Annotated in this window: 10 protein-coding genes; all 10 read right to left on the reverse strand. The window is 66.8% G+C overall.

Translation table 11 applies throughout. The features are described 5' to 3' along the window. Positions 1-19: 19 nt before the first annotated feature. Positions 20-2014 (reverse strand): hypothetical protein, encoded by a 1995-nt coding sequence (locus AB0E91_RS07975; RefSeq protein WP_361776828.1) that lies wholly within the window; start codon positions 2012-2014, stop codon positions 20-22. A 16-nt stretch (positions 2015-2030) separates the two neighbouring features. Further along, complete coding sequence (locus AB0E91_RS07980; RefSeq protein WP_361776831.1) at positions 2031-2354, reverse strand: hypothetical protein; 324 nt, start codon at positions 2352-2354, stop codon at positions 2031-2033. 238 nt (positions 2355-2592) lie between these two features. Then, positions 2593-3786, reverse strand: coding sequence for an elongation factor Tu (tuf, locus tag AB0E91_RS07985; RefSeq protein WP_161182749.1), 1194 nt, complete (start codon positions 3784-3786; stop codon positions 2593-2595). A gap of 142 nt (positions 3787-3928) precedes the next feature. Next, entirely contained in the window at positions 3929-6055 is a 2127-nt protein-coding gene (gene fusA / locus AB0E91_RS07990; RefSeq protein ID WP_361776834.1) for an elongation factor G, read from the reverse strand. Positions 6056-6094: 39 nt separating this feature from the next. Further along, the gene (gene rpsG / locus AB0E91_RS07995; RefSeq protein WP_003974303.1) at positions 6095-6565 is read right to left on the reverse strand and encodes a 30S ribosomal protein S7; all 471 of its coding nucleotides are present in this window, start codon (positions 6563-6565) and stop codon (positions 6095-6097) included. 2 nt (positions 6566-6567) lie between these two features. Further along, positions 6568-6939, reverse strand: a complete 372-nt coding sequence (gene rpsL / locus AB0E91_RS08000; protein ID WP_003948652.1) for a 30S ribosomal protein S12 — start codon at positions 6937-6939, stop codon at positions 6568-6570. 327 nt (positions 6940-7266) lie between these two features. After that, positions 7267-7767, reverse strand: coding sequence for a DUF1707 and DUF4190 domain-containing protein (locus AB0E91_RS08005; RefSeq protein ID WP_361777377.1), 501 nt, complete (start codon positions 7765-7767; stop codon positions 7267-7269). A gap of 185 nt (positions 7768-7952) precedes the next feature. Continuing rightward, entirely contained in the window at positions 7953-11852 is a 3900-nt protein-coding gene (locus AB0E91_RS08010; protein WP_361776837.1) for a DNA-directed RNA polymerase subunit beta', read from the reverse strand. A 109-nt stretch (positions 11853-11961) separates the two neighbouring features. After that, positions 11962-15447 carry a DNA-directed RNA polymerase subunit beta gene (rpoB, locus tag AB0E91_RS08015; RefSeq protein WP_361776840.1) on the reverse strand — a complete coding sequence of 1162 codons (3486 nt, stop codon included), beginning with the start codon at positions 15445-15447 and terminating at the stop codon, positions 11962-11964. 571 nt (positions 15448-16018) lie between these two features. Then, positions 16019-16402, reverse strand: a complete 384-nt coding sequence (rplL, locus tag AB0E91_RS08020) for a 50S ribosomal protein L7/L12 (protein WP_361776843.1) — start codon at positions 16400-16402, stop codon at positions 16019-16021. Positions 16403-16449: the final 47 nt, after the last annotated feature.

Genomic DNA, 16449 nt, shown 5'->3' on the forward strand with positions numbered 1-16449 from the left:
GCACAAATCCGGCGCACATTCACTTGACTACTCCGGACACTCCGGTGGCATGGACGATGCCTTCTTGGCTGGACCGGCTGATCTCGACCTGCGGATCAAAGCGGGAATCCTCGTCCACCTTGTGCACCTTGGACCACTCGCCAGCCAAAGCCATCAACTGCTGATTCCTACGCGAATATTCCTTGACGTTGCCAGCAGCCTGCTTTTCATCCAGCCTCTCCTGCTCATCCTCCAACCACTTCCCCGTAACATAATCAAACCCCTCCTGCACATCCGCACTCGCCACAGGGATATAACCAATCACCCTGTCGAACAACGGCTTGGTTTCAAAGGTCGCCGTCTTCGGGTCCCCCTGAGCCTGCACGCGGGCCTCTTCCAGGAAGCCGACCGTGCGGCCGGCGCGGAGGAGGGGTTCGGGGGACGGGGAGTGGGGGGTGTGGATTCCGGAGACCATCGCTTGGTTGAGGCCGCCGTTCAGGACGCCGTAGGCACCCCGGTCCTTGGAGACCTGCTTCGTCACCTCGAAGAGCTCGTCCTGCCGCAGCGGCGAGCGGGAGATGTCGATCTCGCTCATCGACGCGTGCACGGTCGAACCGTGGTTCACCAGAACGTTCGCCATGGGGCGGCGCAGGGACGGCGGGAAGTCGTCGCCCTGGTCGGAGAGGTGGTGGAGGGCGGAGCGGAGCACCGCTTCGTTCTGGGGGCCGTGCGGGACGTAGCGGCCGCCCGCCGGGGAGACCCCCGTCGCCCCTGCCTGGAGCGCCGCCCCGAAGCCGGCCCGGTCGTCCGCGTCCGGGCCCGGTGTCCAGGTGCCGCCCCTCCCCTCCCGCAGCGTCACCGACCAGTCCCGTTCCTTCACCAGGTACCGCATGTGGGCGTCCGAGGAGAGGTAGTGGGCCGCGGTCGCGGGGTCGCGGCTCATCAGACCCAGCGCGCCGTCCACCGGGTCGTTGGCGAACCAGCCCGAGCGAGCCCCCGCGTACTCCCCCCTCGTCTGCCAGATCCCGGGACGGCGCCGCTCGGCGGCGATCAGGTCGTCGGTCAGGTTCTCCAGCATGCGCGGGGAGTAGCCGTGGCCCGCGCGCATGAGGGTGACCAGGGACTGGTAGCCGAGTGCCTTGTCCAGGCGCTCGCCCTGCGCGTCGGTGGCCCGGCGCTGTACCCCTGCCCGTCGCATACCGGCGCGCCAGTGGCGGTACCAGGCCGAGCCGGTGTCGCGGGTCGCCGTAGCCAGGCTGTCGGCCAGACCGGATTCGAGGGCGCTGTACGTCGGGGAGAGGCCGGGAACGCCCCGGGGGCCGTGGAGGAGGTCGTTCAGCTCGTTCGTGAGGCGGACGGTGCCCGCAGGGCCCAGGTCGTCCAGGATCATGCGGGAGAAGGTCTCGTCGCCCGCGTTGTCGCGGAACGCCCGCCGCAGTTCGGCGAGTTCAGCCGGGGTGAGCCGCCCGCCCCGGCTCAGCCGCTCCAGCGGGCCCTCCGCGGCCAGTGCCTCGTACTGCTCGACATCTCCCCGCGCCGAACCGTTGAAGCCCCGGTCCGAACCGCCGTCCACCGCAGCGGTCAGCGCCAGCCGCACCCCCTCGTCCGCGTCCGACACCGCCCGTACGGCGTGGTCGATGCGGTCCTGCCAGGACCGTACGGCCGAGTCGTCGGAGCCGTCCGCCGTCACCACCCCCTGGTCCGACACCCGCAGCCCCGCCGCCGCCACCTCACGACGCACCCCGCTCAACCGCCCCCGCAGCTCCGTGAACTGCGCGTACGCGTCCCGCAGGAGAGACGCGATCGCCTTCGCCTCCTTCTGCGCGGACTCGAACTCCCGCAGGGTGGCGCCGAAGCGGCCGTGCGCCGCCTCCGCGCTCATGCCGGACCAGGCGGGGGCGAGCGTGATGCCGTACACCTGCCGCCGGTACGCCTTCTCCTGCTTGGCGAACTCCGCCGCCATGCCGTCCCAGCGCTCGGCCGCGCCGGTGAGCGCGGCGAGGTCGGCGGTCATGATCTCGTGGTACGTCGGCATCCCGGCCCGCCCCCGCTCAGTACCGGTCCAGCGCCGACACGCGCCGTACGTCCGTACCGACGTCCAGGTCGGCTGCCGTCAACACCGTGATCGTGCCGCCCAGCGCGTCCTTCTCCGCGGCAAGGCGGTCCAGCAGGTTCCGCACCTGCGCACCCCAGGTCGTGTGTGCCGTACGCAGGGCCGTCGAGGTGAGCCAGCCGTCGCCGTCCCGGGCGCCGAACGCTTTCACGGCGGCGCCGGTCTCGTCGTCCGCCCACGCCCCGGCCGCCCGGGTGTCCGGCTCCAGGCCGTCCTGGAGCGCCCGCGCCGCCGAACGCTGCTGAGCGGGCGAGGAAGCCAACAGCGTGCCCCCACCCGAGGAACCGCCGGCACCGCCAGGTGCGAGAGAAATACCAGGTCCGTCCACCGTCCACCCTCCGATCCGCCGTCCCACACCCCCAACCGACGGACGCCGGTCTTCGTCACGGTGGGTTGTCGAGAGCCGGGTTGACGTCTGCGCGGGTACGGCAAAGAGGCCCGTACGACCGGAGTCGTACGGGCCTCTCGAAGGTCAGTCAGTGACCTCGAAGCAAGGGAACTTACTTCGTGATCTTGGTGACCTGGCCGGCGCCCACCGTGCGGCCACCCTCACGGATGGCGAACTTCAGGCCCTCTTCCATGGCGATGGGCTGGATGAGCTGCACCGACATCTCGGTGTTGTCACCCGGCATGACCATCTCGGTGCCCTCGGGGAGGGTCACCACGCCGGTCACGTCCGTCGTGCGGAAGTAGAACTGCGGACGGTAGTTGTTGAAGAACGGCGTGTGGCGGCCACCCTCGTCCTTGGACAGGATGTAGGCCTGGGCCTCGAACTCGGTGTGCGGGGTGACCGAACCGGGCTTGATGATGACCTGGCCGCGCTCGACGTCCTCGCGCTTGATGCCGCGGAGCAGCAGACCGACGTTCTCACCGGCCTGGCCCTCGTCGAGCAGCTTGCGGAACATCTCGATGCCGGTGACCGTGGTGGTGGTCTTCTCGGTCTTGATGCCGATGATGTCGACGGTCTCGTTGACCTTGAGGACACCACGCTCGATACGACCGGTGACGACGGTGCCACGACCGGTGATCGTGAAGACGTCCTCGATCGGCATCAGGAACGGCTTGTCGACGTCACGCTCGGGCTGCGGGATGGCCTCGTCGACGGCCTTCATCAGCTCGAGAACCGACTCGGTCCACTCGGGGTCACCCTCGAGGGCCTTGAGCGCGGAGACCTTGACGACCGGAACGTCGTCGCCCGGGAACTCGTACTCGGAGAGGAGCTCACGGACCTCGAGCTCGACGAGCTCCAGGATCTCCTCGTCGTCCACCATGTCGGCCTTGTTCAGGGCGACGACGATGTACGGAACGCCGACCTGGCGGGCCAGGAGCACGTGCTCCTTGGTCTGCGGCATCGGGCCGTCGGTGGCGGCGACCACGAGGATCGCGCCGTCCATCTGCGCGGCACCGGTGATCATGTTCTTGATGTAGTCCGCGTGACCGGGGCAGTCGACGTGGGCGTAGTGACGCGCATCGGTCTGGTACTCGACGTGCGCGATGGAGATGGTGATACCGCGCTGACGCTCTTCGGGCGCCTTGTCGATGTTGTCGAACGCGGTGGCCTCGTTGAGGTCCGGGTACGCGTCGTGCAGCACCTTGGTAATGGCGGCCGTGAGGGTCGTCTTACCGTGGTCGATGTGACCGATGGTGCCGATGTTGACGTGCGGCTTAGTCCGCTCGAACTTCGCCTTCGCCACTGGGTCCTCCTGTGGAGTGGTTCTGGTACGCCTTACTCATCGGCGCCAGGTGATCTTTGCTGGGATGCCGCCCGCCGGGGTGTTTCCGAGTGGTCCGACCCCGGCGGTCGGTGTCAAGCCTAAAGCGTGTAAACGGGGTGCGTTACTCGCCCTTGGCCTTCGCGATGATCTCCTCGGCGACGTTCCGCGGAACCTCGGCGTAGGAGTCGAACTGCATCGAGTAGCTTGCGCGACCCGAGGTCTTGCTGCGGAGGTCTCCGACGTAGCCGAACATCTCCGAGAGGGGCACGAGGCCCTTCACGACGCGGGCACCGGCCCGCTCCTCCATGGCCTGGATCTGGCCACGGCGGGAGTTGATGTCGCCGATGACCTCACCCATGTAGTCCTCGGGCGTGGTGACCTCAACGGCCATCATCGGCTCCAGGAGCACGGGCGAAGCCTTGCGCGCGGCCTCCTTGAAGGCCTGCGAACCGGCGATCTTGAAGGCGAGCTCGGAGGAGTCGACCTCGTGGTAGCCACCGTCGAGAAGGATGACGCGGACGCCAGTCATCTCGTAGCCGGCCAGGATGCCGAACTGCATGGCCTCCTGCGCACCGGCGTCCACCGAAGGGATGTACTCCTTCGGGATGCGGCCACCGGTGACCTTGTTCACGAACTCGTACGAGGTGTCGCCACTCTCGATCGGCTCGATCGCGATCTGCACCTTGGCGAACTGACCGGTACCACCGGTCTGCTTCTTGTGCGTGTAGTCGAGTCGCTCGACGGCCTTGCGGATCGTCTCGCGGTACGCGACCTGCGGCTTGCCGACGTTGGCCTCGACCTTGAACTCACGGCGCATACGGTCGACCAGCACCTCGAGGTGCAGCTCGCCCATACCACCGATGATGGTCTGGCCGGTCTCCTCGTCCGAGTGGACCTGGAAGGAGGGGTCCTCCTCCGCGAGACGCTGGATGGCGACACCCAGCTTCTCCTGGTCACCCTTGGACTTGGGCTCGATGGCGACCTGAATGACCGGCGCCGGGAAGTCCATGGACTCCAGGATGACCGGGTTCTTGTCGTCGGACAGCGTCTCACCGGTGGTGGTCTGCTTCAGGCCCATGACGGCGACGATGTCACCGGCGCCCACCGACTCGATCTCCTCACGCTTGTTGGCGTGCATGCGGTAGATCTTGCCGATGCGCTCCTTCTTGCCCTTGACGGAGTTCAGCACCGAGGTGCCGGACTCCAGGCGGCCCGAGTAGACCCGGACGAAGGTGAGCTTGCCCAGGTGCGGGTCGCTCATGATCTTGAACGCGAGGGCGGACAGCGGCTCGTCCTCGGACGGCTTGCGCTTGACGACGACCTCGGGGTCCTTGACGTCGTGGCCCTCGATGGCCTCGACGTCGAGCGGGGTCGGCAGGTAGCGCACGACCGCGTCGAGCAGGGGCTGAACGCCCTTGTTCTTGAACGCGGTACCGCAGAACACCGGGGTGACGGTGGTGCCGTCGGACTTGCCGGACGCGATGGTGATGCGACGGATCGCGGCGTACAGCTGCTCCTCGGTGGGCTCCTGGCCCTCCAGGAACAGCTCCATGATCTCGTCGTCGTTCTCCGCGACGGTCTCGACCAGCTTGCCGCGCCACTCCTCGGCGGCCTCGGTGTGCGTGGCCGGGATGTCGACGACGTCGTACATCTCGCCCTTGGCCGCCTCGGCGGACCACACGAGCGCCTTCATGCGGACGAGGTCCACAACGCCCTGGAAGTCCATCTCGGCACCGATCGGGAGCTGCATGACGATCGGGACGGCGCCGAGGCGGTCCTTGATCATGTCCACGCAGCGGTGGAACTCGGCGCCGGTACGGTCCAGCTTGTTGACGAAGCAGATGCGCGGCACGCCGTAACGGTCGGCCTGACGCCACACCGTCTCGGACTGCGGCTCGACACCGGCGACACCGTCGAACACCGTCACGGCACCGTCGAGCACGCGCAGGGAGCGCTCCACCTCGACGGTGAAGTCGACGTGACCCGGGGTGTCGATGATGTTGATGGTGTAGTCGTTGCCCTCGAGGGGCCAGTGGCAGGTGGTGGCAGCAGACGTGATCGTGATGCCACGCTCCTGCTCCTGCTCCATCCAGTCCATCGTGGCGGCGCCGTCGTGGACCTCACCGATCTTGTACGACACACCGGTGTAGAACAGGATCCGCTCGGTCGTCGTCGTCTTGCCCGCGTCGATGTGAGCCATGATGCCGATGTTGCGCACCTTGGCCAGGTCAAGTGAAGTGGTAGCCATAAGGCTTCAGTCTTCTCTCGGTCTCGATGTGGGTAGCGACTACCAGCGGTAGTGCGCGAAGGCCTTGTTGGACTCGGCCATCTTGTGCGTGTCCTCGCGCTTCTTGACGGCCGCACCGAGGCCGTTCGAAGCGTCGAGAAGCTCGTTGAGCAGACGCTCGGTCATCGTCTTCTCGCGACGGGCGCGGGAGTAACCGACGAGCCAGCGCAGCGCGAGCGTGTTGGCGCGACCGGGCTTGACCTCGATCGGCACCTGGTACGTCGCACCGCCGACGCGGCGGGACTTGACCTCAAGGGTCGGCTTGATGTTCTCCAGCGCGCGCTTCAGCGTGATGACCGGGTCGTTGCCCGTCTTCTCACGCAGACCCTCCATGGCGCCGTAGACGATGCGCTCGGCGGTGGAGCGCTTGCCGTTCAGCAGCACCTTGTTGATGAGGGAGGTCACCAGAGGAGAACCGTAGACCGGGTCGATGATGACCGGGCGCTTCGGGGCGGGGCCCTTACGAGGCATTCTTACTTCTCCTTCTTGGCGCCGTAGCGGCTGCGGGCCTGCTTGCGGTTCTTGACACCCTGGGTGTCGAGCGAACCGCGGATGATCTTGTAGCGAACACCCGGCAGGTCCTTCACACGGCCGCCGCGCACGAGCACGATGGAGTGCTCCTGCAGGTTGTGTCCCTCACCCGGAATGTAGGCCGTGACCTCGATGCCACTGGTCAGACGCACACGCGCGACCTTACGCAGGGCCGAGTTCGGCTTCTTCGGGGTGGTCGTGAACACGCGCGTGCAGACGCCGCGACGCTGAGGGGAACCCTCGAGTGCGGGCGTCTTGTTCTTCTCGACCTTGTCCTGCCGGCCCTTCCGGACCAGCTGCTGGATCGTAGGCACTACTTCTCCGGTTTCTGTGTGCCGAATGGTGAAGCTAACCTGGAACTTCGCCGACCCACGCGGTCGGGTGTGTCGAATCCGGCTGCCTCCCGCCGCAAAGGGGGAAGGGCGCGGATTGCGATGGCCGGTGACGGCTCGCCGCGCGGTCGAAGGCACGCACGAGAGCCAGGGCACACCCCAGGCACAAGGTATGAGCGTACCTACCGCACGGACTTCGGTCAAAACAAATGCGGCGCACCCGCACCCGGCGGACAGGGCATGTCAAGTCCCCGGGCTACGGACGGCCGCAGGTTTCACATGCCGGACACGCGTGGACGCCGACGGATCTCACGAACCGGTGGCGGCCGCCACGATGAGCAGCGCCCAGAACACGGTCCAGCCGGCCGTCGACAGCCAGCCGAGCACGATCCCGATCAGCGCCAGCCCGTCGCCGTCCTCGCCGGTGTGCCGAATCTCACCGCGCGCGGTGTGTCCCAGCACGATCGCCGGGATGCCGGTGAGCCCGGCGGTCAGCAGGCACAGCAACCCGCAGACGGCGGCGCCGACCGCCTTGCCGTTGGTCCGCGGCCGCGGGTGCGGCAGAAAGGCCGGCGGAACGGGCCCGAAGCCCGTCTGCTGCGATGCGGGGCCATGGGGCAGGTCGGCCACCACCAGCGCCAGTTCACCCACCGTACGGGCCGCGTAGGCCCGCTCCACCCGCCGGTCGAACTCCCCCTTGTCCAGCCGTCCCTCGCCGTACCCGGCGCGCAGCACGTCCACGGTGCGCTCCCGGTCGGCGTGCGAGGCCAGCAGGAACGACGGACCACCGCCCGGGACCGGTCCCGGCAGACGGCCGTTCCCCTCCCACCACGACGGATACGACACGGAGCACCTCCCGAAACCCCCGGCCGGAGTCTCTCCATGATGCGCCCGATCGCCCCTTCCCGGGCGGAAACGCCCGGACACGGACATCACCCGGACAACGCCGAAGGGCGGCACCCCCCGCAGAGGATGCCGCCCTTCAAACTGCTCGCTTACTGGTTGTACGGACCGTAGTCGTAGTCCTCCAGCGGCACGGCCTGGCCGGAGCCGGCGCCGAACGGCGAGTAGTCGATGTCGTCGTAGCCGACGGCCGAGTACATCGCGGCCTTGGCCTCCTCGGTCGGCTCGACCCGGATGTTGCGGTAGCGGGACAGACCCGTACCGGCCGGGATGAGCTTACCGATGATGACGTTCTCCTTGAGGCCGATGAGGCTGTCGGACTTGGCGTTGATCGCCGCGTCCGTCAGCACTCGGGTCGTCTCCTGGAAGGAGGCGGCCGACAGCCAGGACTCCGTCGCCAGCGAGGCCTTGGTGATACCCATCAGCTGCGGACGACCGGAGGCCGGGTGACCGCCCTCCTGGACCACACGACGGTTCTCGGTCTCGAACTTCGACCGCTCGACCAGCTCGCCGGGCAGCAGCTCGGCGTCGCCCGACTCGATGATCGTCACACGGCGGAGCATCTGCCGGATGATGATCTCGATGTGCTTGTCGTGGATCGACACGCCCTGCGAGTTGTAGACCTTCTGGACCTCGCCGACCAGGTGGACCTGGACGGCACGCTGACCCAGGATGCGCAGCACGTCGTGCGGGTTGGTGGCACCCATGGTGAGCTGCTGGCCCACCTCGACGTGCTCGCCCTCGGTCACCAGGACCTTGGCACGCTTCGAGATCGGGAACGCCGTCTCGTCGCTGCCGTCGTCCGGGGTGACGACGATCTTCTTGGTCTTCTCGGTCTCCTCGATCCGCACGCGGCCGTTGGCCTCGGAGATCGGGGCGACACCCTTCGGCGTACGAGCCTCGAAGAGCTCGACGACACGGGGCAGACCCTGGGTGATGTCGTCACCGGCCACACCACCGGTGTGGAAGGTACGCATCGTCAGCTGGGTACCGGGCTCACCGATGGACTGGGCGGCGATGATGCCGACCGCCTCACCGATGTCGACCAGCTTGCCGGTGGCCAGCGAGCGGCCGTAGCACATGGCGCAGGTGCCGACGGCGGACTCGCAGGTCAGGATCGAGCGGGTCTTGACCTCCTCGACACCGTGGGCCACCAGCTGGTCGATGAGGACATCGCCGAGGTCCACGTTGGCCGGCGCGATCACCTTGCCGTCGATGACGACGTCCTCGGCGAGCATCCGGGCGTAGACGCTGGTCTCGACGTCGTCGGCCTTGCGCAGCACACCGTCGGCGCCGCGGTTGGCGATCCGCAGCTTCAGACCGCGCTCGGTGCCGCAGTCCTCCTCGCGGATGATGACGTCCTGCGAGACGTCCACCAGACGACGGGTCAGGTAACCCGAGTCGGCGGTACGCAGGGCGGTGTCCGCCAGACCCTTACGGGCACCGTGCGTGGAGATGAAGTACTCCAGCACGGACAGGCCCTCACGGAAGGACGCCTTGATCGGACGCGGGATGGTCTCGTTCTTGGCGTTCGACACCAGACCACGCATACCGGCGATCTGCCGCATCTGCATCATGTTTCCTCGGGCACCCGAGTCAACCATCATGAAGATGGGGTTCGTCTTGGGGAAGTTCGCGTTCATCGCCTCGGCAACCTCGTTGGTCGCCTTGGTCCAGATGTTGATGAGCTCCTGAGTGCGCTCTTCCTTGGTGATGAGACCGCGCTCGTACTGCTTCTGGACCTTCTCGTCCTGCGCCTCGTAGCCCTTGACGATCTCCTTCTTCGCCTCGGGAACGACGACGTCGGAGATGGCCACGGTGACACCGGAACGGGTCGCCCAGTAGAAGCCCGCCGCCTTCAGGTTGTCGAGCGTCGCCGCCACGATGACCTTGGGGTAGCGCTCGGCCAGGTCGTTGACGATCTCGGAGAGCTGCTTCTTGCCCACCGAGTAGTCGACGAACGGGTAGTCCTCGGGCAGCAGCTCGTTGAAGAGCGCGCGGCCCAGGGTGGTGCGCAGACGGAACGAGTCCCCCTGCTGCCACTCGGGCTCGCCCTCCTCGCGCGCCGGCGGCGTCCAGCCACGCGGCGGGATGGTGCCCACCGGGAAGCGGATGTCGACCGGCGACTGCAGGGCCAGCTCGCCGGCGTCGAACGCCATGATCGCCTCGGCCGTGGAGCCGAACGCGCGGCCCTCGCCCTTGGTGTCACGCAGTTCACCGTCGGTGGTGAGGAAGAACAGACCGAGGACCATGTCCTGGGTCGGCATCGTCACCGGACGGCCGTCGGCGGGCTTGAGGATGTTGTTCGAGGACAGCATCAGGATGCGGGCCTCGGCCTGCGCCTCCGCGGAGAGCGGCAGGTGCACGGCCATCTGGTCACCGTCGAAGTCCGCGTTGAACGCGGTGCAGACGAGCGGGTGGATCTGGATGGCCTTGCCCTCGACCAGCTGCGGCTCGAAGGCCTGGATGCCGAGGCGGTGCAGGGTGGGAGCACGGTTCAGCAGAACCGGGTGCTCGGCGATGACCTCTTCGAGGACGTCGTACACGACCGTGCGGCCGCGCTCCACCATGCGCTTGGCGCTCTTGATGTTCTGCGCGTGGTTCAGGTCGACCAGGCGCTTCATCACGAACGGCTTGAAGAGCTCCAGCGCCATGGCCTTGGGCAGACCACACTGGTGCAGCTTCAGCTGCGGGCCGACGACGATGACGGAACGCGCCGAGTAGTCGACTCGCTTGCCGAGCAGGTTCTGACGGAAACGACCCTGCTTGCCCTTCAGCATGTCGCTGAGGGACTTCAGCGGGCGGTTACCGGGACCGGTGACCGGGCGACCACGACGACCGTTGTCGAAGAGGGCGTCAACAGCCTCCTGAAGCATGCGCTTCTCGTTGTTGACGATGATCTCCGGAGCGCCCAGGTCGAGCAGGCGCTTCAGACGGTTGTTGCGGTTGATCACACGGCGGTACAGGTCGTTCAGGTCGGAGGTCGCGAAGCGGCCACCGTCCAGCTGCACCATCGGACGCAGGTCCGGCGGGATGACCGGCACGCAGTCGAGCACCATGCCCTTGGGGCTGTTGCTGGTCTGCAGGAACGCGGAGACGACCTTGAGGCGCTTGAGCGCACGGGTCTTCTTCTGGCCCTTGCCGGTGCGGATGATCTCGCGGAGACGCTCGGCCTCCTCCTCGAGGTCGAAGGACTCCAGGCGCTTCTGCAGCGCCGCGGCACCCATCGAGCCGTCGAAGTACGTGCCGAAGCGGTCACGCAGCTCGCGGTAGAGCAGCTCGTCGCCCTCGAGGTCCTGGACCTTGAGGTTCTTGAAGCGGTTCCACACCTCGTCGAGACGGTCGATCTCGCGCTGCGCGCGGTCGCGCAGCTGCTTCATCTCACGCTCGGCACCCTCGCGCACCTTGCGGCGCACGTCCGCCTTGGCGCCCTCGGCCTCCAGCTCGGCCAGGTCGGTCTCGAGCTTCTTGGCGCGGGCCTCCAGGTCGGAGTCGCGGCGGTTCTCGATCTGCTGACGCTCGACGGAGACATGGGCCTCCAGCGAGGGCAGGTCGCGCTGACGGCGCTCCTCGTCGACGTACGTGATCATGTACGCGGCGAAGTAGATGACCTTCTCGAGGTCCTTCGGAGCGAGGTCGAGCAGGTAGCCAAGGCGCGACGGAACGCCCTTGAAGTACCAGATGTGGGTGACGGGAGCGGCGAGCTCGATGTGGCCCATCCGCTCACGGCGCACCTTGGCGCGCGTGACCTCGACGCCACAGCGCTCACAGATGATGCCCTTGAAGCGGACGCGCTTGTACTTGCCGCAGTAGCACTCCCAGTCCCGGGTCGGACCGAAGATCTTCTCGCAGAAGAGTCCGTCCTTTTCGGGCTTGAGCGTGCGGTAGTTGATGGTCTCCGGCTTCTTGACCTCGCCGTGGCTCCACTGACGGATGTCGTCAGCGGTGGCCAGACCGATCCGGAGCTCGTCGAAGAAGTTGACGTCGAGCACTATGCGTCAATCCCTCTCAGGGTTGTGAGTCATGGGGTCTGAAACGGGGGTCCTGGGGCCGGCCGGGGGCTTGGTCCTTGTGAGACCGAGCCCCCGTACCGGACTCCCGTCAGACCTCTTCGACGCTGCTCGGCTCGCGCCGGGACAGGTCGATACCGAGCTCCTCCGCAGCGCGGAAGACGTCCTCGTCGGTGTCGCGCATCTCGATGGACATGCCGTCCGAGGACAGCACCTCCACGTTGAGGCACAGGGACTGCATCTCCTTGATGAGCACCTTGAAGGACTCGGGGATGCCGGGCTCGGGGATGTTCTCGCCCTTGACGATGGCCTCGTAGACCTTCACGCGGCCGGTGACGTCGTCGGACTTGATGGTCAGCAGTTCCTGGAGGGCGTAGGCGGCACCGTAAGCCTCGAGCGCCCACACCTCCATCTCACCGAAGCGCTGGCCACCGAACTGAGCCTTACCACCCAGCGGCTGCTGGGTGATCATCGAGTACGGACCGGTCGAGCGGGCGTGCAGCTTGTCGTCGACCAGGTGGTGCAGCTTGAGGATGTACATGTAGCCGACCGAGATCGGGTCCGGGAACGGCTCACCGCTGCGGCCGTCGAACAGCTGCGCCTTACCGGTCGGGAGCACCATGCGCTCGCCGTCGCGGTTCGGGATGGTGTGCTGCAGCAGACCCGCAAGCTCGTCCTCACGGGCACCGTCGAAGACCGGGGTGGCGACGTTGGTACCGGGCTCGACCTGGTCGGCGCCGATGGCCTGCAGACGCTGAGCCCACTCCTCCGCGAGGCCGGAGACGTCCCAGCCGCGGCTGGCGAGCCAGCCGAGGTGGATCTCCAGGACCTGTCCCGGGTTCATTCGGGACGGGACACCCAGCGGGTTGAGGATGATGTCGACCGGGGTGCCGTCCTCGAGGAACGGCATGTCCTCGATCGGGTTGATCTTGGAGATGACACCCTTGTTGCCGTGACGGCCGGCGAGCTTGTCACCGTCGGTGATCTTGCGCTTCTGCGCGACGTAGACGCGGACCAGCTGGTTCACGCCCGGCGGCAGCTCGTCGCCCTCTTCGCGGTCGAAGACGCGGACACCGATGATCTTGCCGGTCTCGCCGTGCGGCACCTTGAGCGAGGTGTCGCGGACCTCACGGGCCTTCTCACCGAAGATCGCGCGGAGCAGACGCTCCTCGGGGGTCAGCTCGGTCTCACCCTTGGGCGTGACCTTGCCGACGAGGATGTCGCCCGCGGTGACCTCGGCGCCGATGCGGATGATGCCGCGCTCGTCCAGGTCCGCCAGGACCTCCTCGGAGACGTTCGGGATGTCCCGGGTGATCTCCTCGGGGCCGAGCTTGGTGTCACGGGCGTCGACCTCGTGCTCCTCGATGTGGATCGAGGAGAGGACGTCGTCCTGCACGAGGCGCTGCGACAGGATGATCGCGTCCTCGTAGTTGTGACCCTCCCACGGCATGAACGCCACGAGCAGGTTCTTGCCCAGGGCCATCTCGCCGTTCTCGGTGGCCGGACCGTCGGCCAGGACCTGGCCCTCGATGATCCGGTCGCCCTCGTTGACGATGACCTTCTGGTTGACCGAGGTGCCCTGGTTGGAGCGCGAGAACTTGTGCAGGCGGTACGTGATGTACGTGCCGTCGTCGTTGGCGGTGGTGACGTAGTCCGCGGAGACCTCCTGGACCACACCCGCCTTCTCGGCCTTGACCACGTCACCGGCGTCGACGGCGGAGCGGTACTCCATGCCGGTGCCGACGAGCGGGGCCTCGCTCTTGATGAGCGGCACGGCCTGACGCATCATGTTCGCGCCCATGAGGGCACGGTTGGCGTCGTCGTGCTCGAGGAACGGGATCATGGCGGTCGCGACCGACACCATCTGGCGCGGCGAGACGTCCATGTAGTCGACCTCGTCACCGGGGACGTAGTCGACCTCGCCGCCACGACGGCGGACCAGGACGCGGGACTCCTCGAAGCGCATGTCGTCGTTGAGCGTGGCGTTGGCCTGCGCGATGACGAAGCGGTCCTCCTCGTCGGCGGTCAGGTAGTCCACCTCGTCGGTGACCTGGCCGTCGACGACCTTGCGGTACGGCGTCTCGACGAAACCGAACGCGTTGACCCGGCCGTAGGAGGCGAGCGAGCCGATCAGACCGATGTTCGGGCCTTCGGGCGTCTCGATCGGGCACATGCGGCCGTAGTGCGAGGGGTGCACGTCACGGACCTCGAAGCCGGCCCGCTCACGGGAGAGACCACCCGGACCAAGCGCCGACAGACGGCGCTTGTGGGTGAGACCCGACAGCGGGTTGTTCTGGTCCATGAACTGCGACAGCTGGCTGGTGCCGAAGAACTCCTTGATGGAGGCGACGACCGGCCGGATGTTGATCAGGGTCTGCGGCGTGATCGCCTCGACGTCCTGGGTGGTCATGCGCTCGCGCACGACACGCTCCATACGGGCGAGACCCGTACGGACCTGGTTCTGGATCAGCTCGCCGACGCTGCGCAGGCGGCGGTTGCCGAAGTGGTCGATGTCGTCGGTCTCGACGACGATCGACTGGCCGCTGTCGCCGACCGTCTCGGTCTCGCCCGCGTGCAGCTTCACCAGGTACTTGATCGTCGAGATGACGTCCTCGACGGTCAGGACACCCGCGTCCAGCGGAGCGTCCGCACCCAGCTTCTTGTTGACCTTGTAGCGGCCGACCTTGGCCAGGTCGTAGCGCTTGGGGTTGAAGTACAGGTTCTCGAGCAGCGTCTGCGCGGCCTCGCGCGTGGGCGGCTCGCCCGGACGCAGCTTGCGGTAGATGTCGAGCAGCGCGTCGTCCTGGCCCTGGGTGTGGTCCTTCTCCAGGGTGGCGCGCATCGACTCGTACTCGCCGAACTCCTCGAGGATCTGCTCGGTGGTCCAGCCGAGCGCCTTGAGCAGGACGGTGACCGACTGCTTGCGCTTGCGGTCGATGCGGACACCGACCATGTCGCGCTTGTCGATCTCCATCTCCAGCCAGGCACCCCGGGACGGGATGATCTTGGCGGAGTAGATGTCCTTGTCGGACGTCTTGTCGATGGAGGAGTCGAAGTAGACACCGGGGGAACGGACCAGCTGGGACACCACGACACGCTCGGTGCCGTTGATGACGAAGGTGCCCTTGTTCGTCATGAGCGGGAAGTCGCCCATGAAGACCGTCTGGGACTTGATCTCGCCGGTCTCGTTGTTGGTGAACTCAGCGGTGACGAAGAGCGGAGCGGCGTACGTGAAGTCGCGGTCCTTGCACTCGTCGATGGAGTTCTTCGGCGGCTCGAAGCGGTGGTCGCGGAACGTCAGCGACATCGACCCGGAGAAGTCCTCGATCGGGGAGATCTCCTCGAAGATCTCCTCCAGACCGGACTTGGTGGGGACGTCCTGACCGTTCTCGAGAGCCTTCTCGACGCGAGCCTTCCAGGCGTCGTTGCCGAGCAGCCAGTCGAAGCTCTCGGTCTGGAGCGCGAGAAGGTTCGGAACCTCGAGGGGCTCCTTGATCTTTGCAAAAGAGATGCGCAGCGGGGCGGTGCTGGCGCCGTTGTTCGTATTCGCGGTCGAGGCAGTGCGCGAGGCGGCCAAGAGGGGGTCCTTCCGAGGGCTCGGACTCACTACGCGCGTACCGGCCCCTCTCCCAGCGCGAAGACGGAAAACCCCAGGTCAGGGAAGTTCGGCCGTCAGTGCTCGGGTGAGGGCAGACCCCTGGTGACGGGCAGGGGACAGCTAACAGGCAGCGCAAAGGGTCAGTGTAGCCACTTGGCACACTGATGTCCAGTGCGGGTTTCGGAGACCCTTCGTCTTTCTCAACGCCCTCGTCTTCGACGCCCTCGGCATGCTGCCCTCAACGCACGTTGATACTGCCCTCTTCGCCGTCGATCCATGCCTCGGATTCGGATCGTTGTGACGACGCGTCCTGAGAATTGCGCGCTGCGTGCGGTTCGTCAAGGCCCCCCAGCCGGAACGAGGCCGTCCGGAGACACGACGATGATCACCATACCCCCCGCCACCACGAGTGCAAGGCAACCGTGGTCCCCCTCCGGACACGCCGAAGAGCGACCACCCGGATGGATGATCGCTCTTCGGTGCGTTCGCGTTACAGACCCTCTCGGGCCGCAATCAGAGCGCTATGAGGTTCGCTGAACCCCGTGAGGTCTTACTTGACCTCGACGGAGGCGCCGGCGGCCTTGAGGGACTCGGCAGCCTTCTCCGCGGCCTCCTTGGTGACCTTCTCGAGGACCGGCTTCGGGGTGCCGTCGACGAGGTCCTTGGCCTCCTTCAGACCCAGGGAGGTCAGCTCGCGCACGACCTTGATGACCTGGATCTTCTTCTCGCCGGCGCCGGTGAGGACGACGTCGAACTCGTCCTGCTCCTCGACGGCCTCAGCGGCGGCGGCCGGGCCGGCCGGGCCGGCGACGGCGACGGCAGCGGCGGCGGTGACGTCGAACTTGTCCTCGAAGGCCTTCACGAACTCGGAGAGCTCGATGAGGGTCATCTCCTCGAACTGGGCCAGCAGCTCGTCCTGGGTGAGCTTCGCCATGATGGCGGTCCTTCCACTAATTCGGCAGGTGCCGGATGTACTGGGTG

The organism is Streptomyces sp. NPDC026659 (assembly GCF_040638245.1).
In the GTDB taxonomy this organism is placed as follows: Bacteria; Actinomycetota; Actinomycetes; order Streptomycetales; family Streptomycetaceae; genus Streptomyces.